Annotated in this window: 16 protein-coding genes; 7 read left to right on the plus strand and 9 right to left on the minus strand. The window is 53.6% G+C overall.

Going from position 1 to position 23,527, the window contains the following annotated elements; translation table 11 throughout:
• Nucleotides 1-304 precede the first annotated feature (304 nt).
• Both dusB and SH287x_RS03410 read left to right on the plus strand, forming a co-directional pair.
• The gene (gene dusB / locus SH287x_RS03405) at nt 305-1,426 is read left to right on the plus strand and encodes a tRNA dihydrouridine synthase DusB (RefSeq protein WP_479517036.1); all 1,122 of its coding nucleotides are present in this window, start codon (nt 305-307) and stop codon (nt 1,424-1,426) included.
• A 93-nt stretch (nt 1,427-1,519) separates the two neighbouring features.
• Nucleotides 1,520-2,827 (plus strand): hypothetical protein, encoded by a 1,308-nt coding sequence (locus SH287x_RS03410; RefSeq protein WP_479517037.1) that lies wholly within the window; start codon nt 1,520-1,522, stop codon nt 2,825-2,827.
• 30 nt (nt 2,828-2,857) lie between these two features.
• Here SH287x_RS03410 and SH287x_RS03415 read toward each other — a convergent pair whose 3' ends face one another.
• Nucleotides 2,858-3,229: a hypothetical protein gene (locus tag SH287x_RS03415; RefSeq protein ID WP_479517038.1), complete on the minus strand. Its 372-nt coding sequence runs from the start codon at nt 3,227-3,229 to the stop codon at nt 2,858-2,860.
• A 526-nt stretch (nt 3,230-3,755) separates the two neighbouring features.
• Here SH287x_RS03415 and SH287x_RS03420 point away from each other — a divergent pair.
• Nucleotides 3,756-5,327, plus strand: a complete 1,572-nt coding sequence (locus tag SH287x_RS03420; protein WP_479517039.1) for a 2-isopropylmalate synthase — start codon at nt 3,756-3,758, stop codon at nt 5,325-5,327.
• A gap of 140 nt (nt 5,328-5,467) precedes the next feature.
• On the opposite strand, the gene gnd is transcribed toward SH287x_RS03420, so the two are convergent.
• Entirely contained in the window at nt 5,468-6,940 is a 1,473-nt protein-coding gene (gene gnd, locus SH287x_RS03425) for a decarboxylating NADP(+)-dependent phosphogluconate dehydrogenase (RefSeq protein ID WP_479517040.1), read from the minus strand.
• Nucleotides 6,941-7,480: 540 nt separating this feature from the next.
• Here gnd and SH287x_RS03430 point away from each other — a divergent pair.
• A complete protein-coding gene (locus SH287x_RS03430; RefSeq protein WP_479517041.1) occupies nt 7,481-9,001 on the plus strand; it encodes a sulfatase-like hydrolase/transferase in 1,521 nt (506 codons plus the stop codon).
• Between the two features lie 49 nt (nt 9,002-9,050).
• Here SH287x_RS03430 and SH287x_RS03435 read toward each other — a convergent pair whose 3' ends face one another.
• The 3 genes from SH287x_RS03435 to SH287x_RS03445 form a co-directional block, all read right to left on the minus strand.
• The gene (locus SH287x_RS03435) at nt 9,051-9,434 is read right to left on the minus strand and encodes a hypothetical protein (protein ID WP_479517042.1); all 384 of its coding nucleotides are present in this window, start codon (nt 9,432-9,434) and stop codon (nt 9,051-9,053) included.
• A gap of 61 nt (nt 9,435-9,495) precedes the next feature.
• Nucleotides 9,496-10,284, minus strand: coding sequence for an MBL fold metallo-hydrolase (locus tag SH287x_RS03440; RefSeq protein ID WP_479518650.1), 789 nt, complete (start codon nt 10,282-10,284; stop codon nt 9,496-9,498).
• A 59-nt stretch (nt 10,285-10,343) separates the two neighbouring features.
• A complete protein-coding gene (locus tag SH287x_RS03445; RefSeq protein ID WP_479517043.1) occupies nt 10,344-11,684 on the minus strand; it encodes a DUF1444 family protein in 1,341 nt (446 codons plus the stop codon).
• Nucleotides 11,685-12,540: 856 nt separating this feature from the next.
• On the opposite strand from SH287x_RS03445, the gene SH287x_RS03450 reads away from it, so the two are divergent.
• The 3 genes from SH287x_RS03450 to hemG all read left to right on the plus strand — a co-directional run bounded on the left by SH287x_RS03450 (nt 12,541) and on the right by hemG (nt 16,148).
• On the plus strand, nt 12,541-13,323 hold the full coding sequence (locus SH287x_RS03450; protein WP_479517044.1) for a uroporphyrinogen-III synthase: 783 nt from the start codon (nt 12,541-12,543) through the stop codon (nt 13,321-13,323).
• 194 nt (nt 13,324-13,517) lie between these two features.
• Nucleotides 13,518-14,564: a uroporphyrinogen decarboxylase gene (gene hemE / locus SH287x_RS03455; RefSeq protein ID WP_479517045.1), complete on the plus strand. Its 1,047-nt coding sequence runs from the start codon at nt 13,518-13,520 to the stop codon at nt 14,562-14,564.
• 75 nt (nt 14,565-14,639) lie between these two features.
• Entirely contained in the window at nt 14,640-16,148 is a 1,509-nt protein-coding gene (gene hemG / locus SH287x_RS03460; protein WP_479517046.1) for a protoporphyrinogen oxidase, read from the plus strand.
• 59 nt (nt 16,149-16,207) lie between these two features.
• Here the strand turns inward: hemG and SH287x_RS03465 are convergent, their stop codons facing one another.
• From SH287x_RS03465 to gatB, 4 genes are all read right to left on the minus strand, one after another.
• Nucleotides 16,208-17,614 carry a sulfatase family protein gene (locus tag SH287x_RS03465; protein ID WP_479517047.1) on the minus strand — a complete coding sequence of 469 codons (1,407 nt, stop codon included), beginning with the start codon at nt 17,612-17,614 and terminating at the stop codon, nt 16,208-16,210.
• A gap of 264 nt (nt 17,615-17,878) precedes the next feature.
• Nucleotides 17,879-20,551, minus strand: coding sequence for an aconitate hydratase AcnA (gene acnA / locus SH287x_RS03470; RefSeq protein WP_479517048.1), 2,673 nt, complete (start codon nt 20,549-20,551; stop codon nt 17,879-17,881).
• 174 nt (nt 20,552-20,725) lie between these two features.
• The gene (locus SH287x_RS03475) at nt 20,726-21,775 is read right to left on the minus strand and encodes a 3-keto-disaccharide hydrolase (RefSeq protein WP_479517049.1); all 1,050 of its coding nucleotides are present in this window, start codon (nt 21,773-21,775) and stop codon (nt 20,726-20,728) included.
• Between the two features lie 184 nt (nt 21,776-21,959).
• The gene (gene gatB / locus SH287x_RS03480) at nt 21,960-23,477 is read right to left on the minus strand and encodes an Asp-tRNA(Asn)/Glu-tRNA(Gln) amidotransferase subunit GatB (RefSeq protein WP_479517050.1); all 1,518 of its coding nucleotides are present in this window, start codon (nt 23,475-23,477) and stop codon (nt 21,960-21,962) included.
• Nucleotides 23,478-23,527: the final 50 nt, after the last annotated feature.

The raw sequence follows: 23,527 nt of genomic DNA on the forward strand, positions 1-23,527 counted from the left end.
GAGATACCGCTTTTAATAACTCAGCGAGATGTTGGCCAAGAGGCCGTTCTGGCTTAGATACCGTACTTGGCCTTGCGGATTTTTTTACGCTTGGCCTTCCAGCGGTTGTTAATCTTCTGCTTGGTGGTCAGGCTGACCTTTGCACGACTGGTTTTGGGGCGATGGCGCATGACGCGCGTCCCTTCGAGAACTGGGGAAATAATGGAATTGTTTTATCTTTCAGAGCCGCAAAGAGTAACAGACTGACGTTTCGCTGAAAAGTGTGCGAGTGACAGTTCCTGCTGTTGGTGATATCTTTTTTCCTATGAACGATTTACGTCATCACCCCCAGAATCCCGAACAAAGTGATTCCGTTCGCCAACGGCTAAGGGCATGCCCTGATGTTCAGTACGGGGCGTTGTTTCTGCCGACCCGGACATTTCTCTCGCCATTGGCGGGTTTTACGAATTTGCCATTTCGCAGGCTGGTGCATGAACTGGGTGGTTTAGGCCTGGGAACCACCGATCTGGTGAACGCACGAGGGTTAATGGAAGGAAGCGAAAAGACGCTCAGGCTGATTGCGACGCATCCTTCCGACAGGCCATTTGCCGTCCAGATTTTTGGCGGGGAAGCGGGTGTGATGCGGGCAGCGGCTCAGTTTCTCGAAGCAAGAGGCGTTGACTCCATCGATATTAACATGGGGTGCCCGGTGCCAAAGGTCGTCAAGACCGGGGCGGGGGCCAGTTTAATGTGTCATGCGGATGCCGCTGTCGAACTGGTTCGGCAAGTTGTGGAAGCCGTCAAGATCCCCGTCACCGTCAAGATGCGGCTCGGTTGGGATTCCACCCAACTCACTGCTCCCCGATTTGCCCGTGATTTTGAACAGGTCGGTGTGGCTGCCGTCGCCATTCATGGTCGAACACGAGCACAGGGCTTTAGTGGAACGGTCAGTCGCGACGGAATTCGTCAGGTGGTGGAAGCGGTTCAGAAAATACCCGTGGTAGCCAACGGTGATATTCGATCGGTCGACGATGCCATCATGATGTATGCTGAGACGGGTTGCCGGGCCATTTCAATCGGTCGGGGAGCATTGGCCAACCCGTGGATCTTTCGGCAACTTCAAGAGTGGGAAGCGACCGGTGAATGGTCACCCGCTGGATCATTCAATGACCGGCTGGAATTGATGAAGCGGCAGTTTCGCTACTTGCAGGAATGGGTGGGGGAAGCCACCGCCCTGAGTGCGTTTCGGAAAATGGCGCATTGGTACACCAAAGCCATGCATGTGGGGCCTGCGCAGAGAAATGCCGTGCAGACCGCATCGACGGTGGACGAATTTGAAGCCGCTCTGGCCGCCATCGCGAGTGATGGGCCACGCCGTGGCAGCAAAGAAGGCGTGCTGCCCGACTTTCAGATCCCGGTTCCCGCTGGCCCGAACGAACGCTGGTAAAAAGCGGTCAAAAGTTTTCACTTGGCGAAATGCCAGCAAGCGGGAATGAACTGATCTCTCCACCCAGACAACTCCACAGAAAAGGCCGGGAATATGAGCGATGAAACGTCACCACTCACCTGCCTGGGTTGCGGCCTCTTGTGTGATGATCTGGAGCTTCCGAACGATCAGCGGACAATCCCTCATGCCCTTGGGATCCTCAATGGTCGGTGCATACAAGGAAAGAACTGGTTGACTCAAGTGGGGCGATGCGAAGAAGGCTGGAGGCAGTTCCAGTCAGGATCGTTCAGCCATGATCTGAATCAACTGGCCCTGACATCATTGGCTGAGCGAATCGAGTCTTGGCAAGCGCCTCTGCTGATCGTTGATGATTGCCAGAGTTTTGAAGCGACCAGTTCAATCCTGGCTTTTGCCGAAGCCATAGGAGCAACGGTCACGTGGCCCGCCAGTCCCGTCGCTAAAGGAGCAGCACAGGCCTTTGCTCAATGGGGGCAGGTGACATGTTCTCTGGGTGATGTGCGTGCCCGATCGGATGTTGTGGCTTTCTGGGGATGTGATGTTGTAAAAAATCAGCCTTGTCTTCTTGAGCGAATCACAGCTTCAAAGAACGTCCCGCCGGAGTTCGGTGACCACGAGCGGTTGACTTACTTACTGATTGGTGAGTTCTCGGCACAGACGATTTCCAAAGTGCATGAAACCGGCGTGACGGTGCAGCACTTACCGGTTGTCCCGGCGGAGACACTCGTGGTTTTGCAGCAATTACGAATGAGAGTGAAGTCACACGCTGTCATCATTCCTGATGAACATCCCGCGGTGGCCATTCTCGCCGAGGCGTTTCTCGCGTCTCGATATGGCTGCTTATTTTATGGCGACGAGATTTGCCCCCATCATGAAGCCGGATTGGTGACAGAATCACTCTCACTACTGGTGAGGGAATTGAATCAGGGACGGGCGTTTCATTCCCAGTATTTGGCTAATCAGGGAGACATTGGCGCAGGAAGCGTGGTGACCACCTGGCAGACAGGCTATCCCGGAGCAATTTCCTTCCAAAGAGGGCAGATCCAGCATGACCCAACTGGCTTTGACGCCGACAGGATTTTGCAGGACGGCAGGGCAGATGGTGTCATTCTGATTGGAAATCATGCCACAAGACATCTGTCTCCAGTGGCTCATGAGCGTCTGAAGCAGTTGCCGACCATTTACCTGGTCAGCCAGCCGCCGGCACAAATCACTGAGAATGCAATCGTGATCCGTGTTGCCATAGAGGGTGTGCAAACCCGGGCAACGTTTCATCGGCTGGACGGTTTGAGCCTGCCGGCCCGACCTTTAATGAATGACAGCACGCCGAGCCTCACTCAGGTCTTGAGTGAACTGCTCGGCGCGGGGAATTCTCTGTCATAGAATGCTCTGGCTGAAAAGCCGGTCACGGCTTTATTTCATGACGTTCTGGAACCAGGTCTTGGGTTTCCAGCTGACTGGCAGAACTTCCCGCTCAGTCGAGCGGATGCTGGCTGATTCCGAAGCAGGGGCTGGCGGCGGCGACGGTGGCAGCATCAGTTCGTTGGAATAGCCCGATGGCGGAATCGGCTGCAGCAGTGGCATGGGTTCACTGAGGGTCGGTTGATCGTTATAAGGTGTCGGCGGTGTCGTTTGATCGACAACCTGCGCGGCACGGCAACCAACCAGCGTCATTGAAGCCGCACAAAGCATGAGGGCGGCAAATTGTGAGAGCGAACGAGCCCGCATGGGATCAACCTTCCGATGGCCTGAGGGAGAAATTGACACGGCCAGGGGAGTAGTCATGCTTGACTGCCCTCCTTGGCTGCCTCCGAGTCCATTCGGTAGCTCTCGATCCGTCACGAGACTTATCGACCGTTAATCGCCCGTTCGTCCGGTCAAAGCCGCCGATTTTTGGTTGTCTCGGGAAAGTTGCGGCAGATTCCGCCTGAGAAGACTTTAACGACAAACAGAAACGGTAATTCAGATTTTGAAGGGCAAAACATCCGAACCTGGCTCGGATTTCTTCGGTCGTTACCAGAAGCCCAGCCTTGACATTCCTTGACGCGGGCGCTACGGTTTTATCCCAGAAGGAAATTCCCGATGAATTGTGCTTTCACCCAACTACGACTTCTCGCCAACCTGCTACTAAGCAGGCACGGGGGAGAACTGTAGTCGCCTGTCGACCAGAATTTTCACCCCGTTGCCTGCTGGCACCGGGGTTTTTTTGTACCCGGAACTCTTGTCCCGCTCATCTTTGCGGGCAGCCAGCAGGTGACTTGCTTCCTGACTCTCGAACCGACGTCTCACCTGTTGACCCGAGGATTTGACCATGACTTCAGTTGCTTCACAGACCAGTCCCGCTTCTGACCACATCATCATTTTTGACACCACATTACGCGACGGAGAGCAATCTCCCGGCTGTAGTATGAACACGGCTGAAAAACTGGAAGTCGCCAAAACGCTGGTCGAAATGGGGGTCGATGTCATTGAGGCCGGATTCCCCATTGCCAGCCCCGGAGATTTTGAAGCGGTTCGTAAAGTGGCAGAACGTTTTGGGGATCAAGCCACCATCTGCGGGTTGGCCCGTTGCCGGAACGAAGACATTGATCGGGCCGCTGATGCTGTTGCACCGGCCAGCAAAAAGCGGATTCACCTCTTCCTGGCCACCAGCGCCATTCACCGTGAATTCAAGCTCAAAATGGCCACGGAAGAAATTCTCAAACGAACGGCGGAAATGGTCAGCCGTGCCAAAGAACGTTGCGAGGATGTTGAGTTTTCGCCCGAAGATGCTTCACGAACAGAACTCGACTTCCTGGCTCAGGTTGTTGAAACGGCTATTCGTCATGGAGCCACGACCGTCAACATCCCTGACACCGTGGGGTATGCGACTCCCTCGCACTATTTCAATGTCATCAGCTATCTCAAGAAACACGTGCCGAATATTGAAAAGGCCGTGATCAGTGCCCATTGTCATAACGACCTTGGCCTCGCTGTCGCTAACAGCCTTTCGGCCATTGAAGCCGGCGCTCGTCAGGTGGAATGCACGATCAATGGCTTGGGGGAACGGGCCGGGAATGCGGCTCTTGAAGAGATCGTGATGGCGCTGCGCACCCGGCAGGATTACTATAAAGTTGGGACGCGCATCAACACGCAGAAACTTTGTCAGGCCAGCCGTCTGGTCAGCAACGTGACAGGCATGATCGTTCAGCGAAACAAGGCCATTGTTGGTCAGAACGCTTTTGCTCATGAGTCGGGAATTCATCAGCACGGCATGCTGCAAAATCCTGAAACGTATGAAATCATGCGGCCTGAAGACGTGGGGTTTGTCGGCCAGAATCTGGTACTTGGCAAGCACTCAGGACGACACGCATTCCGCAGTCGTGTGGCTGAACTGGGTTACAACCTCGACGACGAAACATTCCAGCGAGTCTTTGAGGAGTTCATCGTCCTCGCCGACAAGAAAAAGAATGTTTACGACGCTGACATCGTTGCGATTATCGAACATCAGGATGCAGGCGCTTCAGATCGCTGGAAGCTGAATCGCTTTCATGTCGCCGCCGGTACAGGCACGATCCCCACCGCAACTGTCGAATTGCATGACGACAAGCAGAACGTCCATTGCGATGCCGCAATTGGTGACGGCCCGGTAGATGCCGTTTGTAAGGCACTGGAGCGAATCATTGGTATTTCGGGGCAGCTCGATAATTATCAGGTGCGTAGTATTGCCGAGGGGAAAGACGGGCAGGGCGAGGTGATGATTGAGATCATTTCCGGCGGCCGAAAATATCACGGCAAAGCAGTGAGCACCGATATTCTTGAGGCTAGCGCTCAGGCTTATCTTCGCGCTCTCAATAAAGCGGCCATTGGTCAGCCCAGCGAGCAATCTGAACCCGGCGTTTAAGGAAATCGTGGCTGTCTGGGACACATTCTCACTGTAAATAGAGAAAACAGAAATAGAAAAACAGCCGTTCCGGGTGAACTTATCACACCCGGAACGGCTGTTTTAATGTTGCAAGAGTTTATTAAACCCTGGCGATTTAATTAGGACAGGTTGCGTTCACGAATCCAGTCGGTGTGGAAGAATTCACCGCGTGGTTTATCGGTTCGCTCATAAGTATGAGCACCGAAGTAATCCCGCTGAGCCTGAAGCAGGTTGGCTGGCAAACGACCCTGACGATATCCGTCGTAGTAGCTCAGAGCCGCACTGAAGACAGGGATCGGCAGGCCGAGTTCGACAGCGGTGGCGATCACACGGCGCCAGCTATCCTGAGCCTTGGCGACGGCGTCCTTGAAGAAGTCGTCAAGGAGCAGATTTTCAAGGTTCGGGTTCTTGTCGAATGCCGACTTGATGTCACCCAGGAACGCGCTGCGAATGATGCAGCCACCGCGCCACAAGAGAGCGATGTTACCGTTGTCGAGCTTCCAGCCGAATTCCTTGGCTGCCGCGTCAAGCTGGACATAGCCCTGGGCGTAGCTGCAGAGCTTGGAAGCATAGAGAGCTTGGCGGACGTCTTCGATGAACTGCTTCTTGTCGCCAGTGAACTTGGCATTTGTCGGGCCAGGGAGAACCTTGGCAGCGCGAACGCGTTCATCCTTCTGAGCGGACAGGCAACGGGCATAGACCGCTTCAGTAATCAGTGTTGTGGGAACACCCAGATCCAGCGCATGCTGACTCATCCATTTACCGGTTCCCTTCTGGGCGGCGGTATCCAGGATCTTGTCAACGAGATATTCGCCCGAGGCACCATCTTTCACGGTAAAGATGTCGCGGGTGATTTCAATCAGATAGCTTTCCAGCTCCCCATCGTTCCAGGACTTAAAGACCTGGTAGAGTTCTTCGTTGGAAAGCCCTAATGCGTTCTTAAGTACGAAATAGGCTTCGCAGATCAACTGCATATCGCCGTATTCGATTCCGTTGTGAACCATTTTCACGTAGTGGCCAGCACCAGCATCGCCCACCCATTCACAGCAGGGGATGTCGGCATTTTCACCGACCTTGGCCGAAATGGACTGGAAGATATCTTTGACAAATGGCCAGGCATCGTGGTGTCCGCCGGGCATGATCGAGGGGCCTTTGAGTGCTCCTTCTTCACCGCCCGAAACACCAGTACCGATAAAGCGGAGGCCTGCTTCACGAAGTTCGACATCGCGGCGGTTCGTATCGCGGAAGTCACTGTTACCACCATCGATAATGATGTCGCCGGGAGCCAGCAGAGGCTTCAGTTGATCAATCACGGCATCGACCGGCTTGCCGGCCTTGACCATGATCATAATGCGGCGAGGAGACTTCAGGCTCTTCACGAACTCTTCGGGAGTGTGGTATCCCTTGACCCGATCCACAGTTCCTTCGTGGACTTTGTCTTGAGGTTCGTTTTTCAACCCTCCCACGAATTCATCCGTCGTGGCTGTTGTGCGATTATAGACACCGACAGAAAAGCCATGATTGGCCATGTTGAGGACGAGGTTCTGACCCATCACCGCGAGGCCGATCAGGCCGATGTCATGTTGAGACATGAAGAATGATCCCAGCAGAATAAAATTAGAGACACATCGAGAGCCGCACGCACATGCGGGAGTTTGAACCAGTGCGTGAACAGATGGCGCTGTCTGCTGCCGGTTTCTCTTAAACTCCAATGTGCGGGAGTTTATGCCGGAAGGTGGCTGTACGGCAAATGAACGGCGTCTTTGACAGTCAATGCTCCCGTGAAAGATTCCAGAAAGGCTGAGTTGATCAAGGTGTTTTTGCGTTCTTTGTTGCAACTAAAGATTCGCATGTGTTGTTGCGATATGCGGTTTTGAGCAAACGAATTAGCGAGTTTTTCCTTTGAGAGCGATTCGCTTCTCGACACTCACTGAATCGTCAGTCAGAATTGTTATATCATCAAAAACAGACTGCAATTTTCCCGAAAAAAGCTGGTGTTTTGTCCGCATAGCACTGTTAACAAGAGTGTTGAATCACATGTAAATCAGATGTGATTGGGCGTGGAAACAGGTTGAATCCTCACAGTGCGGCTCTCGTCTCGCTCTCCTTGATCAGGAATTTGGATTAAGCCCATGGATGTGCGAACGGTCACCGGGAATCCTGTTCATTTCGCAAGCTCACGGAATGCTCTTCGTCTGGCAATACTGCTGTTAGCCACAATCATTTGCTGGCTGGATGAACGCTCAGGGGGCATATCAGGTGCCATCGCCATTGCCCGTGGCGATGATTTGAATGTGCCCGCTGTCGTGGCGACTCCCAGCCGGCCACACGTCATTTTGATTGTTGTCGACGATTTTGGATTAGGCGATGTCGGGTGTTACGGCGGAACAATCCAGCCCACACCATTGATCGATCAATTGGCCAGTGAGGGGACGCGATGGACTCAATTTTATAGTGCCTCCTGTGTGTGCTCACCCTCGCGGGCAGCGTTAGTCACGGGGCAATATCCTGGCCGCAATCGAATAACCAGTTATTTGCAGACACGCGCGGGCAATAAAGCGTGCGGTCAGGCCGATTTTCTGAGTCCGACGGCTCCCTCCATGGCTCGGATTTTCAAATCGATGGGGTATCGCACCGGTCATTTCGGGAAGTGGCATCTGGGAGGGGGGCGGGATGTCACCAACGCTCCCCGATTTGCGGCCTACGGTTACGATCAGGCGGCGGGAACTTGGGAAAGTCCTGAACCGGTGTTGGCGTTGGGAAAACAATTTCCTCCCTGGTCGGAACAACTGGAAGCCGGTCAGGTGCATCGCTCCGATCGAACGCGGTGGCTGGTGGATCAGGCCATGGATTATCTGAAAAAAAGCCCGGATCAGCCGGCATTGATGACGCTCTGGTTCGATGACATTCATACGCCGTTTCGGCCCAGTGAGGCACAGTTATCCGCCGTTGGGATTGATCCGTCGACAACGACGAACGATTCATCAGATCGTGGCCGTTATCGTGCGGTCTTAGCCAATCTGGATCACCAGTTGGGCCGGTTGATTGATGGGATTCGATCCCAGAAATTGTCTGAAAAGACACTGGTGATTTTGACGGGAGACAGTGGCCCGGCTCCGACATATGACCAGACCCGGACAGCGGGTTTGCGTGGTTCTCTGCTCAGCCTGTATGAAGGGGGAATTCGGGTGCCTTTCATTGTCTGGCAGCCGGGACGTATTCCTGCAGGTCGGGTCGATGAAACTACCATTCATCGTTCCCTCGATATTCTGCCGACGCTGATCTCGTTCTCTGGCGATGACCCGAGTCGTCGTAAATTAGCGGAAAATGAATATCAGTTTGATGGGCGTGATCTGTCAGAGTCATGGAAAGGAGCGGCGTTGAAAAACGAAACTCCGCTGTTCTGGGAATATGGCCGAGACAGTGAAGCTTTTATCTTTCCGAAAGATCGAAAAAATCGAAGCCCGCATCTGGCCATGCGGGACGGGCCATGGAAGCTGCTGATGAACGTTGATGGAAAAGAGGTCGAACTTTATCAGTTGGAACTGGATCCCATCGAAGCGGTCAATCGAGCTCCCGAAGAAGGCCAGCGGGTCGAGAAAATGCGGGCTCGTCTGCTGGAATGGTATCGGTCAATCTATCCGATGCGTTAATCGGGCGATGAACAGCAAAGGTCTGTCTGCTGCCGGCTGATTTCTGGCATCAGCCTTGTGTGAGTTGGCCCAGAATTTCGAGGCCAACGGCATGGAGAGAGGCCTCGGGCTGATCAGGCGTCGGAGGTTCGTTGGTGAGTGTCAGCAGATGCTCGGCCCGTTCATAGCTGATCTGTTTTTCGTGGCTTTGGATGAGATGTTGGACATGTTCCTCAGCCAGGAGCTGAGCGACGGGAGCATCCCCCTTCATTAAATGTCGCGGATTCCAGCCCATCAGCAGTTTATGGGATGACTCGGCGATATCTAACCACCCAGCTCGAGCCGCCGTAATGGTCACAAGCAGCATGAGGCGGTTGCGGGGCAGCCATTGCCCTTTATTGTGAGCCACCATAGCCAGTTTCAAATAGTTGATGCAGGCGGCTTCATGGTTCATGGCATATTTCTTTTAAGCTCTGGCGAGAAGCGATCACCTGCGAAGATCATCGGCAGGGGTCTTAAAGTGTTAAAGGAATTTGAAGACCATCGTATGCCAGTTCGACTCCTGGGGGGAGACGCTTGTTAGTCGCTGTGTACTCAAGCTGGTGCGAGACGTGCGTCAGATAAGCTTGTTTGGGTTTAGTACGTTCAATCACTTCTAACGCTTGCGGAATGCCAAAATGTGTCGCATGAGGAACATCACGTAAGGCATCGATGACCAGAACATCCAGCCCCTGGAGGTGCTCATAGCTTTCTTCGGGAATAAAGCTGACATCCGTGCAGAACGCAACGTTCTGAATCCGGAACCCCAGTACGGGAAGCTTGCCGTGCATTAAACGGATGGGCGTCACTGTTTCACCCAGCAATGGAAAGGGATCGAGGGAAATCCGCTCAAATTTCAGCATGGGAACCGCGCCAACATGCAGATCCGGTGGTGGCGGCATGAACGCATAAGAGAACGCGGCTTTTAGCTGGTTTTCAACGAGTTCTTCGCAAAAGAGTGGAATCGGGGCATTGGCCCGGTAGCCAAAGAGCCGCAGGTCATCCAGTCCAAAAATATGATCCGCATGTGAGTGAGTGAAGATCGCGGCGTTGACCATGTCGATCTTTTCGCGAATCAACTGAATTCGCAGTTCGGGTGACGTGTCAATCAGAAAGACTCCCTCCGGCGCTTCCACCGCAACGCCGGTGCGTGTCCGATGATTCCGGGGGTCTTCAGAGAGGCAGACGGGACAATGACACCCGATGATGGGAACACCATGGCTGGTTCCCGTGCCAAGCAGAGTCATCGAGCGTTGCACAAACATCATCCTTTGAAGAGACTTTTTCCGTTTGATTGATCGTATCTGAGCGGAGCCGTGATCCGCTAAACATACTCGCTGACACCGTCTGCTGTAATCAACAGCAGTCGGGATGTGAGTGGATGGGTCATGTGCTGATGATCCACAGAAACACGCTGCCGTATTTGCTCAATGGTCTCTTCATGTTGCAAGCTGACGGCGACAAAAAAATCCCGGTTAGGAACTCCGACAACACAAGAGCCTCCCAGAAGCTTTCTCAGCCGCTCCCGAAAGGATTCGCTGGTCAATCGCGCAGCGTTATAGGCATCAGGACGTGTGGGCATCGCCACGGCCGGCCCCGGTTCAGCTTCAATGACCGTCATTTCCATGGGATGTTCTTCAAAATAACGATCCAGATTCTGAATAGCGGTGAAACGAAGATCTTCGTAAGACAAGTGCCACTCGTCGAGTTGAGAAGGTTGAACATACCAATAGGCCTGGTCTTCATCGACGACATAGGTCAGTGCCAGATCAGCGGCAAACCCTTCACAGACAAAAGCCAGTTGATTTCCTTCCATCGTGGCCAATGAGAGCTGGCCACCTTCCCAGTGGTCGGCATCAAATAACCCTGGCCCGATCGCGTGATGAATCGACTTCTGCGGATAAAGCATTGGCAGTAAACGTAAGCTGACACTTTCCAGCGTCGGGCAAAAAATGCCGTTCGTTCCTCGCTGAAATTGGACCAGAGTCCCGACGGCATTTTTGAGAATCGTCTCAAATGACTGTGGCTGGTGCAGATATTCGCGATAGAAGTTGACCAGGTTGACAGTGCTTCCTCCCACACTGATCTGAAGATCGCCCGCTTGCTGGCAGGAAAGATCAGGATGCGATTCACGGATAAAATCGACCGCTCTTTTGACAAAAATGGCTGGGGGATCGCAGGGCTGACGGCTGATTTTGAGGGATTGAATCACGTACTGAGCGAGTGTCTGAAATTCCTGATCGATCTCAAGGTCATGGCAGAGTTTCACTGTCATGATCAGCTTTCCCTCATCAATGACTGAAACTTGGAATTTCTGCCATGGTTGACGCTCCCAAAGTCGTTTCCAAAAACTGGTTGGACGTTGAGGTAACCATTCGCCGGTATGCCAGCCTGTCTTTGAAGAACGGTGGGATGAACCGCGAACAGACATCCGGCGGCGTTGGGGAAAGTCCGAGAGCAGCAGTTGACGCAGGACATCGTCTGAAGATTGTAAGGCCGAATTCCAGATGGCGGTCAGTTCCAGTGTGGCTTTGCCTTCAGCGGGGCGCAGCAGAATACGGCCTTGCCGTTCCACAAGACTCCAACTGGGGGGGAACGAAAGCTGAAACCAACCAAAGACGCCAGTATGCGTCGTCCAGTGTTCAAGCGGCCCACCATCTTCCATGGCTGCTGACCTTAGTTATTGCGGGAAAAAATCACCCTTCACGCAATTGTACAAAGGGGAATTGCTCAGAGTGAAAAAAATCGGGCTGACAAAAAGAAGTCGACTCGCAACATCCGATTCACATGCTCATCGCTGATGATGTGATCAGGTTTTCGCTGTCTGTCTATTCCATCAGCATCGATTGGAGGGGCCTGCAACATCGACGAAAGATAAGGCAGGCCTGCTTAATTCCTTAGCCAAAAATTAAGCATGAGGGCAATTGCTTACGCATCAGGTGTTGTTGAACTAAATACAAATGCTTTCCGCAGCGGGAGTTGTGTATTAATGCTGATGAAATTAGCGATATGGCGCATGAATTGCCTAGTTGTTGGACTGACCAGCAACCACAGGGGTGGAAGGCTGGCAGTGTAGCCGAGGTCAGTCGTTTGGCTGTTCTCGGGCGAGCGCCTACACTGCCAGTCTTCCACCCCTGTTCTTTTGATATTTCCCTGGCTGTTGACTCGAGAGAGCGTGCTGATGGGAACTCCCCCGTCAGATCGCAAGTTTTTTTGCTACAATCACCGGCTGTATTTCAATGGCCTGCCATAGGACAGGTTTGGCAGCTTGACGGCTCTCAGGAGCGGCGCCAAAACGGGTGCTCTGTCAAAGCTTAAAAGCGGGGTTGAACAGGTTGTGATCTCCTCGGGGAACACCATCTGGCGGGGATTGGCAAAGGACGAGTGGCATGGAAACCGCGATGGGGGCAAGTTCGTCGGGCAACTCAGACCAGTCGGACATACCGGACAAATCAGATCTGCCCGAAAATGAAGAGAACGGACTCAGCATTTGTTCGTTTGAAAGTCGGCGAGGAACCGAAATGGCCTCGCTGATTGAACGCATGGGAGGGCGGCCCACCATCGCTCCTTCGATGCGGGAAATTCCTCTGACGGATAACCCCCAGGCATTGGCATTCGGGCAGGCTCTCTTGTCGGGGCAGTACCGCATGATGGTCTTTCTGACAGGAGTAGGAGCAAAAGCGCTACTCGAGGTGCTCGAGTCCCAGTTTGAGCGGGAAGCGATCTTCAAAGCCTGGGATCAATGTGTCACCATTGTTCGTGGCCCCAAGCCTCATGGTGTCCTGAGAGAATGGGGCGTGCATGTTGATGCCCGTGCGCCGGAACCCAATACCTGGCGGGAACTCATCGAAACGATTGACACCTGGGGAGATCTTCGCGGCGTGCCATTGGCTGTCCAGGAGTATGGTCAACCCAACGAGTTGCTCTACGCCGCCCTTGAGGAACGGGGAGCACTGGTAACGCGCGTTCCTGTTTATCGTTGGGCATTGCCGGAAGACGTGAAGCCATTAGAAGCGGCCGTAAAAGATTGCATTGCAGGCAAATTCGACGCTCTGTTATGGACGAGCGCCCAACAGATTCATCATGTCCTGAGCGTTGCAGACACGTTGGGGCAACGAACGGAATTTCTTCAGGCGGCCAAAAACTGCGTCATCGGTTCCATCGGCCCCACCGCGACCGAAACCTTGATTGAGGCCGGATTGCCGCCGGATCTCGAGCCAGAGCATCCGAAAATGGGGCCACTTGTTAAACTGGTCTGCGACGCCGGGCCGGCAATCGTTGCTGTAAGGCAAAGCAAAGAATAGGGCCTTGTCAAAGCTTAAAAGCGGGGTTGAACAGGTGGTCAAGTCCGACATCGGAGGACGTGACTACGCATGAAACCCTAAGATGAAGCCGTGACACGGCACTTGTCTCATTCTCAATCGACATCAATGATCATTCCCCCGGCGGCAACCATGTTTTGACCGGCGCAGGGAATGTTGACGAAAGCCAGACCTCGATGATGACCCCTGAATTGGCCAACAGTCGTTTTATGCGGGCTGTTCGCCGTGAATCTGTCGATACCACTCCCATTTGGATTATGCGCCAGGCGGGACGTTATCTGCCGGAATATATGGCCGTTCGCAACAAGGTGACGTTCATTGAATTATGTGAAAATCCCCGCCTGGCCGCTGAAGTGACTCTGACGGCGCGAGAGGTGCTGGATGTCGATGCTGCCATTCTGTTCGCAGATCTGTTGCCCATGCTCAGGCCGATGGGGATTGATCTGGAATATGCCAAAGGAGAAGGCCCGGTCATTCACAATCCCCTTCGTGAGGCGAAAGATCTGGATCGCTTTCATGAACTGGACAGCGTCGAGAGCTTGGGGTTTGTGTTCGATGCCGTGCGGTTAATTCGCCAGGATTTGCCCTCGAATATCCCTTTATTGGGGTTCGCCGGAGCACCGTTCACGCTGGCGTCTTATGTTCTGGAAGGTGGCGGTTCCAAAAACTACCTCCACACCAAACGCTGGATGTATAACCATCCCGGTCAATGGCATGACCTGCTGGGCAGGCTTTCGCGTACGATTGTGAAGTATCTGCTGGCTCAGGCCGATGCGGGTTGTCAGGCCGTACAGATCTTTGATAGCTGGGCGGGAACACTTTCGCCGAGTGACTATCGGACTTATGTGTTGCCACACACGAAGTCGATCATTGATGCCGTCTCGGAGAAAGTTCCTGTGATCAACTTCATGACAGGAAATCCGGCCCTGTTACCCATGCAGTTTGAAGCCGGTGGCGATCTGCTGGGAATTGACTGGCGACAGGAGATCGAGCAGGTTTGGAAATTGGTGGGTGTTTCCAAAGGGATTCAGGGCAATCTGGATCCTGTGGCTTTGGTGGCTGATCTGCCGACATTGAAAAGCAAAGCACAGGCCATTCTTGATGCCAGTGCGGGGCGTCGTGGCCATGTCTTTAATTTGGGGCATGGCGTTTTTCCGGAAGTTGACCCAGATAAAGTGAAAGATCTGGTGAAATTTGTGCACGATGCTGGCTCACAGTCATAAGCCGCATCATCACTTCACAGTAGGTGTGAATGACACTGGGCATGCCCTTCCAACGTGAACAGGCAGGAGAGCGGGATGAGTCTCAATCGTGAGCCGGTTCGCGACCTTCGAGGAGGCACCACTCAGGTGGCGGGAATGGGGTCACGCGTCGCGATCATTGGTGGTGGACTCTGTGGATTAGCTGCCGCTCACCGCTTGTATGAACTCTCTCGGGACCATCAGCATCAGTTGGAAATGACTTTATTTGAGTCACAGTCCCGCTTGGGAGGACTGGTCGGGACAGAGTCCGTGGCGGGCTATCTGGTTGATCTGGGAGCGGATTCTTTCATTACCGACAAACCCGCGGCATTAGAGCTTTGTTTGCGGTTGGGACTTAAAGAGTCTCTGGTCGGAACCAATCCCGCTTATCGTGGTGCCTTTGTGCTTCGAGATGGGAAACTATTTCGGGTTCCTGAAGGATTGAATTTGATGACGCCCTCGCGCGCCTTTCCGGTGCTGCAGTCAGGGTTGCTTTCCTGGAAGGGAAAGCTGCGAATGCTAGCAGAGAGGTTTGTGCCTGCCAGACATGACCTTGAAGATGAGTCGCTCGAATCCTTTGTTGTGCGTCGATTTGGACGTGAGGCTTTTGAGCGGATCGTCCAGCCTCTGGTGGGCGGAATTTATACTTCTGATCCTGCCAGGCTGAGTATTCACGCCGCATTGCCGAGGTTTCCTGCGGATGAAGCAAAATATGGCAGTCTGATCCGGGCGGCACTCTCCCGGAAAGCAGCCAAGAACGGAACTCCTGACGAACTTGCGACAGGGGCGCGGTATGGCCTTTTTCAGGGTCTCAAAGGAGGGATGCAGGAACTGGTCGACTGGTTGCTCGCCAAGATCGTCGGGGGTGTTTCACTCAGGCTGGGGACGAACGTTGAGCAGGTCGAGATGAATAAAGGCGAACATTCCTCTGTCCTTGTTCATACGGCAGGGAGGCGGCCAGAAGCGTTTGATCGCGTGATTTTGGCGATTCCCGCCTGGAAAGCGGCTCAATTGCTGAAACCTTCTTTACCGATCATCGCCAATGAGTTAGAGGGAATTGAGTATGCTTCCAGTGTGATTGTTACCACCGGGCACCATGCCAGTCAGGTCAAACATCCTCTGGATGCTTTTGGGCTGGTCATCCCCCGGAGGGAAGGGCGGAAGATTCTCGCGGTCTCGTTTGCGAACCGAAAGTTTGTGGAACGTGCACCGAATGAGAGGTTATTGCTGAGAACATTCGTGGGAGGGGCTTTGCAACCAGAACTTTGCCTGCTGGAAGATCAAGAGTTGGTGAAGTTGGTTCAGCAGGAATTGCGAGAACTGTTAGGAGTCGAAGGAGAGGTGGACGTCTCCAGAGTGATTCGATATCCCCGAGCCATGCCGCAATTTCATTTAGGGCATCGCGCACGAGTCAGTCGCATTCGCGAACAGATCTCTCGTTCACCGGAGATTTTTCTTGCCGGAAATGCCTATGACGGAGTGGGCATTCCCGACACGATTGCCAGTGGCGAGCAAGCAGCCGAATCTCTGTTAAAGAGTCTCGTCGCACCAGCGATGCTGAGATGACACCTTCCTGAGATGAGACCTTCAAACACAGATGCCGTCCCACTGAACCGGAAGCGGGGCTAATTCTCGTTGGCCTTCAGAACCCCTTTGCCTTCTGGCCATTGAGGTGCGTCGGCTTCCATTTCTTTGTAGAGGCGTTTGGCTTCAATAAGGAGTCGTTGAGTGACTTCAGGCGTCTCTGCGGAGACGTCGATCATTTCCGTTTTGTCGCTGCTGAGGTTAAACAGCAGCGCCTTCTCAAACCTGGCGTTGGTGATCAACTTCCATTCCTGATCGCGGACCGAGATTGTCCATGGTCGCGAAGCTGAGCGGGCGTAACGCCAGTAGAGAGGGTGAGGCCGGGAGATGGAACCACCTTTGAACATGGGAACCAGGCTGGCTCCGTCGAGCGGCCGGTCGGTTGGCGCACTTTGGCCAGCCAGTTCACAGAAAGTCGGAAGCAGATCAACACTGCAAACGGGTGTCTGGGAAACCGAGTTCGGGGCGATCAACGGAGGATATCGCAAAATCCCTGGAACACGGTAGCCCCCTTCATACATCGCCAGTTTCTGGCCACGAAGCGGTGTGGCCCGACCAAAAGAGCGTTCGCTTCCCCGGTATCGGTTGAGACGTTCTGGCCCGTTATCACTCGTAAAAAACACCATCGTGTCGCGGGTTCGTTGAAACGTCTCCAATGTTGCCAGCAATCGACCAATGGCCGCATCGGTTTGAGTGACGTTGCCAAAGTAAATCGCTTCGTTTGCGTCCTGTGTGAGTCCTTGATATTTCGCGATAAATTCGGGGCTGGTGGCGATGGGTTCGTGAGGGGCATGAAACGTGACGAAGAGGACGAAGGGCGTTCTTGAGTCAAGTTTTGACAGCCAATCCCGCGCTGCATCCACAACGAGATCACTTGAGTGACCTTCAAGTCGGCCCATCGGAGTACCGTTACGAACAAAGTTTACAGGATTCAAATGATGAGGAGCGGCGTTGTTTTGAGTGGCCATCCAGGTTTCAAAACCAAAGTCACCAGGTTGAGGCTGCTGAGAATCATTGAACTTCCCATTGGCGTGCCACTTGCCAAAGATAGCGCTTGAGTAGCCTGCAGACTTCAAAAGGGCAGGGATGGTCAGCTCCTCCCGTTCAAGATGAACAGGGCTTTGTTCGGGAATCCAATCGTGAATTCCTAATCGGTGAGGCGTGCGGCCTGTCAACAATCCACACCGGGCAGGACTGCAGACAGGAGCCGCAGAGTAGCAGTCTGTCAGCAGCATTCCGGAACGAGCCAGCTCATCAAGAACAGGTGTTTTGATCACAGGATGGCCGTAGCACCCCAGATCCCCATAGCCCAGATCATCGCAAAGCAGAACCACGAAGCTCGGCTTGCGAACAGGAACGGAATCGCTGGCAGTCAGAATACTGTTGTGAGAGATCAGACTGCTGATCACCACCATCATCCAGGCAAAAAAGCTTCGCTTGTTGCTCACGATCAGTTCCCCAGTCGTCATCTCATTCTGAGCAGGTGTCACTGACAAGACATTTACCAGTTTTTCGATATTTTTTTGAGAGGGATTTTCATCTTGCGGGATGCTTGCAGCCCTGAGTCAGCACGTCTTTCCTGTTCAATTGGGTGGCAGCTGAATCAGGAGGCCACAGAATGGGAAGGGTCAAAGAACAAGAAAACCGTTCTTATGAATGGTCACAAGAACGGTTGAAAGGTTTGAGTTTCCCGGAATAACGATTCAGGGGCGTTATTCGGCAGCCAGTTGGCGAAGCACCTTATGCAGAATGCCACCATTGCGGTAGTACTCGACTTCAACGGGAGTATCGATGCGGCATGTGCAGACAAATGACATCATTGTGCCATCAGCTTTATGAGCCATGACCTCAACGGGTTGGAGCGGCTTGAGCGTATCGTTGAGCTGGATGTCAAAGACTTCAGTCCCATCCAGACCCAGCACTTCTCGTGATTCACCATCCCGGAATTGCAGCGGAAGAACTCCCATCCCCACAAGGTTCGAGCGGTGGATTCGCTCGAACGAGACGGCGATGACCGCGCGGATTCCCAGGAGATAGGTTCCTTTGGCGGCCCAATCACGCGATGAGCCTGTGCCATATTCTGCACCCGCCAGGGCCACCAGCGATGTTCCTTCAGCCTTGTACTTCAGCGAGGCATCGTAAATCGACATCTGCTGGTTCGTACCAAAGTGGAGAGTCACGCCCCCTTCGGTGCCTGGGCAAAGGAGATTTTTCAGCCGGATGTTGGCGAACGTGCCACGAGTCATGACCCGATCGTTACCGCGGCGTGCCCCATAGCTGTTGAAATCAATGGGCTTCACACCACTGGCTTGCAGGAAGAGACCAGCCGGTGATGATGCCTTAATTGAGCCGGCGGGACTGATATGATCCGTCGTGACCGAGTCACCAACAGAGAGGAGACACCGGGCATTGTGAATCGATGTAATGGGTGATGGCTCAGCCGGCATATCGACAAAGAACGGCGGCTCCTGCACATAAGTGCTATCAGTGTCCCACTGGTAGAGATCTCCGACTGCACCGCTGATTTCCTGCCATTCGGTTGGGCCTTTGGTGGCCGCACTATATTCACGCTGGAAGACTTCAGGGGTGATGGCCGATTCAATGGCAGCTTCAATTTCCTGCGAAGAGGGCCAGATCTCCTTGAGGTAGACGGGTTCGCCCTTTGACCCGATGCCGATAGGTTCGGTCGTCAGATCAATGTCCGTGGTGCCTGCCAATGCATAAGCCACGACCAAAGGAGGGCTGGCGAGATAGTTGGCTTTGACGTCAGGATTGATTCGTCCTTCAAAGTTACGGTTTCCCGAGAGAACCGCCGCTGCGACAAGATTACCTTCTCGAACAGCATGCGACACTTCATCGGGAAGTGGGCCGCTGTTGCCGATGCAGGTGGTGCATCCATACCCGACGGTGTTGAAGCCCAGTTGATTCAATGGCGAATCGAGACCAGTCTTCGAGAGATAGTCAGTCACAACACGACTGCCAGGGGCCAGGCTGGTTTTGACCCAGGGCTTAGACTTCAGCCCTTTGGCGATGGCATTGCGTGCCAGGAGGCCAGCACCAATCATCACCGAGGGATTACTGGTGTTGGTACAACTGGTGATGGCGGCGATCACCACGGCGCCATCGCCAATGGAGTATGACGAACCGTTCTGACCAACTGTGACAGGTGCACCCGGCTCGGCTTTGCCAAACGACTTACTGAGATCAGCATGCCATTGCGTCTTCATATCGGTCAGCAGGACGCGATCTTGAGGACGCTTCGGGCCTGCCATCGAAGGGACGACCGTCGACATATCGAGGGAAAGTGTGCTGGTGAAAATCGGGTCGGGTGTTTCGTCGGTGCGGAACAGTCCCTGTGCCTTGTAATAGGTTTCCACCAGTTCCACTTCCGCTTCCGTGCGACCCGTGCGGCGCATGTAACGCAATGTTTCAGCGTCCACCGGGAAGAAGCCCATCGTGGCACCATACTCTGGGGCCATGTTGGCAATTGTCGCCCGGTCAGCCAGAGACATGCTGGAAAGGCCAGTGCCATAAAACTCCACGAACTTTCCAACCACACCATGCTTACGAAGCATTTGGGTGACGGTCAGCACCAGGTCAGTGGCTGTGGCTCCTTCAGGGAGTTTCCCGGTGAGATTAAAGCCCACCACTTCAGGCATCAGCATATAAATAGGCTGGCCCAGCATGACGGCTTCGGCTTCAATCCCACCAACACCCCAGCCGACAACGCCCAGGCCGTTGATCATCGTCGTATGGCTGTCGGTGCCGACCAGACTGTCCGGGAAGGCAAAGCCATCCTTCTTGAGAACCCCCTTCGCCAGATATTCGAGATTGACCTGATGGACGATCCCTGTGGCCGGAGGAACCACACCAAAGTTTGTGAAAGCCTGCTGTGCCCAGCGAAGCAACTGGTATCGTTCGAGATTGCGTTCAAATTCCAGGTCGACATTCTGCTGGAGTGAGCCGAGTGTGCCGAAATAATCCACCTGCACGGAGTGGTCGATCACGAGATCACATTGCACAAGCGGGTTGATCTTTTTGGGATCTTTGGACATCCGCTGCATGGCAGCGCGGAGGGCCGCCAGATCAACGACGGCAGGCACGCCGGTGAAGTCCTGAAGGACGACACGACCGGGAAAAAACGGGATTTCAATCTGAGCAGGAGCGGCCGCTTCCCACGCAGCCACCTGGCGGACGTGTTCGCTGGTGACAACGAACTCATCAACCTTACGCAGGCACGCTTCAAGAAGGACGCGAATGGAAAACGGCAGTTGGCTGAGCTTCGCCAAGCCGGCTTCTTCAAGCGCCGGAAGGCGGGCAATCTTGTATTCGCCTGAACTGGTTTGAATGGAACTCAAGGCGTTGAAAGGATCGGCAGCAGCCATGAATGAACCAGCTCCGAAAAAAGGAGTCGAAAAATAGGGTTCAGCCCGTCGTCTGAATGGTCTCCGGAACCCTACAGGGATGTTAGCATCGACGTCATCGATATGGAAAGTATCACACTTCCCTGTTGCAAGTTTAAGGCCGAAATGAACCTGCCTGTGAACAGGGGTTTGCGGCTATTGAGACTCGTTGTCAGTTGTTTTTGTGGGCAACGGTGCTTTGTCGATGGGCGTTTGAGCCGAATTATTGGGAATTATGGATGTTTGAGAGGGAATACTGGTCGTTTCCGTCGGTGAGTCATTTTTTAACTCAAGAGGATTCAACCAAAAGCGTCGGAAATGGACGACAGCCCCCTCGCTTTGCAATGCCAGGCGGCCTTTTGTGGGTTCCAATGCGACGACTTCTTCCACTTTCTTGCCATTCACAATGGCCGATGCTCGGTTTCCATTAATCGTCACCGCCAGACGCCCCTCGCGACTGGAAACGGTACACGAGTTCCACTCTCCCAAGGCACGCGACAAGCCTTTGACATTGATCGTCGTGTCAGTTGTCGCGCCGCTTGAAGGAAAAATGCTGCCTGCAAAAGGGGCGTGCAGTTGAATCTGAATCGATTTGGGCCAGATTTTGTCTTCTTCAACGGTGTAAACCAGCAGCCCGCTGTTCCCGCTGGGATCATCCGGGTACTTCCACTCAAAGCCCATGTCAAAATGATCATAGGCTTCGGGTGACTGGAGATAACCAAACGGTTTTCCCAGACAGATCAGTTCGGAATCTTCTTCTGTCGCCGCTTTCTGGACTTTCCAGACATCATCGCTCGTCGCTTTTTCGACTGAGAAAATCGTCCAGTTTTTTTTGATGTCGGAAACAGCCAGCGGCTTCCGTGTGATTTCCGGAGCAGGTATTCCCAAGGGCGTTGCTCGATTGGGGGTTGTCTGTGGCGCTGGGATCGCAGGTAGAGGATTAACTGCCGCAGGCGGCGAAGTGGGAAGCGTTTGAGGAGTCGCTGATGATTGCACAGGAACCGGTGGAACTGCCGGTGACTGGACTTCCTGTTGTGCAGGAACAGGCAACGGTGTTGCCAGTTGTTGAGGCGACGCCATCACTGGGAAAGTGGTCGAAAAGGCGACAAAAAGGCCCAGAGAAAACGTTGCCGCTCTCTGGGGCCATCTCGCGACAACGCCCACGACATTGTCACAGGAAACGATCTTTCCTGAGGGCCGTGACATGGCGATTGATTCGATCTGTACTGGACAGGTGGCAGAAAATTTCACATCAAGCCTGGCGCTCTCTGCGTGAGTTGCACTTGAGGTCGGGGTGTTGCTTCATTGTTGTAAAGAGTCTTGGTGATCACACATTTGGTGACGACACATGGGGATATGTAGAGACTATCTGCCCGCTCTGGCCCGGTGGTCACGAATTCCCCGATTTTAATGCATCCAGGGCCGCTGTGACCAAACTTTTTACCGTTTGAGGGTCTGCGCCGCGCGCTTCCCGCATCACCTGGCCCAGGAGTGAGCCAGCAGCAGCCTGCTTGCCACCCAGGTAGTCAGCGACCGGCTTGGGGTTCTTTTCAATCACCTTTTTGATGACTTCGTTCAAAAGAGAGTCATCCTGCACGATCGCCAATCCACGCTCTTGGATGATTTTTTCAAGCGTGGAAGTGTCGACTGTCTCCTCTTCGCTTCTTTCAACCAGAAGGTCAAGGGCTTCACGAGCCGCTTTCAGCGTGAGCGATTTCTCGTTGACTTTACGGAGTATGGTTCCCACCAGTTGAGCGGGAATTGGAAACTCGCTGATGCCGCACTTGCGCTCGTTCAGGATTCGCTGAATATCCTGAGTCAGCCAGTTGGCCGCCTGCTTCGCGTCGGCTCCTTGCGAAACAATCGCTTCAAAGAAGTCGGCAAAAGGCCGGCCCTGTTCGATAATCACTGCCGCGTCATAGCTCGAAAGCCCCAGTTGTGCCTGATACCGCTGGCGTCGATCTTGAGGCCGCTCGGGAAGCAGTGTTTCCCACTGGGCGACTTGTTCTCTCGTGACAGTCACCGGTACAAGATCAGGGTCAGGAAAATAACGGTAGTCAGCAGCTTCTTCTTTACTGCGTTGCTCGAAGGTCACGCCGCGGGCAGGATCAAAGCCGAAAGTTCGTTTGGTTTTATCCAGAATTTCTGGCATCGAACCGTATGTCTTGAGCTGTCGCGAAATCTCGTACTCACACGCCTGTTCCAGAAAGCGGAAGCTGTTCAGGTTCTTGATTTCAACAATCGGCGTCTTCGTAGTGACACCCGAATCATGATGAATATGCAAGTTGATATTCGCGTCGCAGCGCAGGTTTCCTTCCTGCATGTTGCAGTCAGAAACCCCGAGATAGAGCAGTAATAAACGAATTTCTTCCAGCAGCATGCGAGCTTCACGAGCCGAGCGAAGGTCAGGTTCTGTCACAATCTCAACGAGCGGAGTTCCTGCCCGATTGAGGTCAACCTGGCTATCTGAACCCCGGCCTGATTCATCATGAATGTTCTTGCCCGCATCGTCTTCCAGATGAGCGCGGATGATGCGAACAGCACGAATTTCGTTTTCATTCCCAGTCACTGCCGGGTCTGCAGGAACTTCCATCCTGCCTGAGAAACTGAAGGGCAGGTCGTACTGGCTGATCTGATATCCCTTGGGAAGATCGGGATAAAAGTATTGCTTGCGATCCCACTTGGTGAAGGGGGCAATCTGGCAGCGAAGTCCCAATGCTGCGATCACCGCCAGTTCAAAGGCGCGTCGGTTCAATACAGGTAATGCACCGGGAAGACCCAGGCAGACCGGGCAGGTGCGAGTGTTCGGTGCATCGGGAGTAAAGTCCGTAGCGCAGCCGCAAAAAATCTTGGTGTTGGTTTGCAGTTGGGCATGAACTTCCAGACCAATAATGACATCGAACTTCATGTCATAGCTTTCGTACGAACGGCGTGCAGGCGGAGGAGAATCTGTCGTTA

This window comes from Planctopirus sp. SH287 (assembly GCF_056500625.1).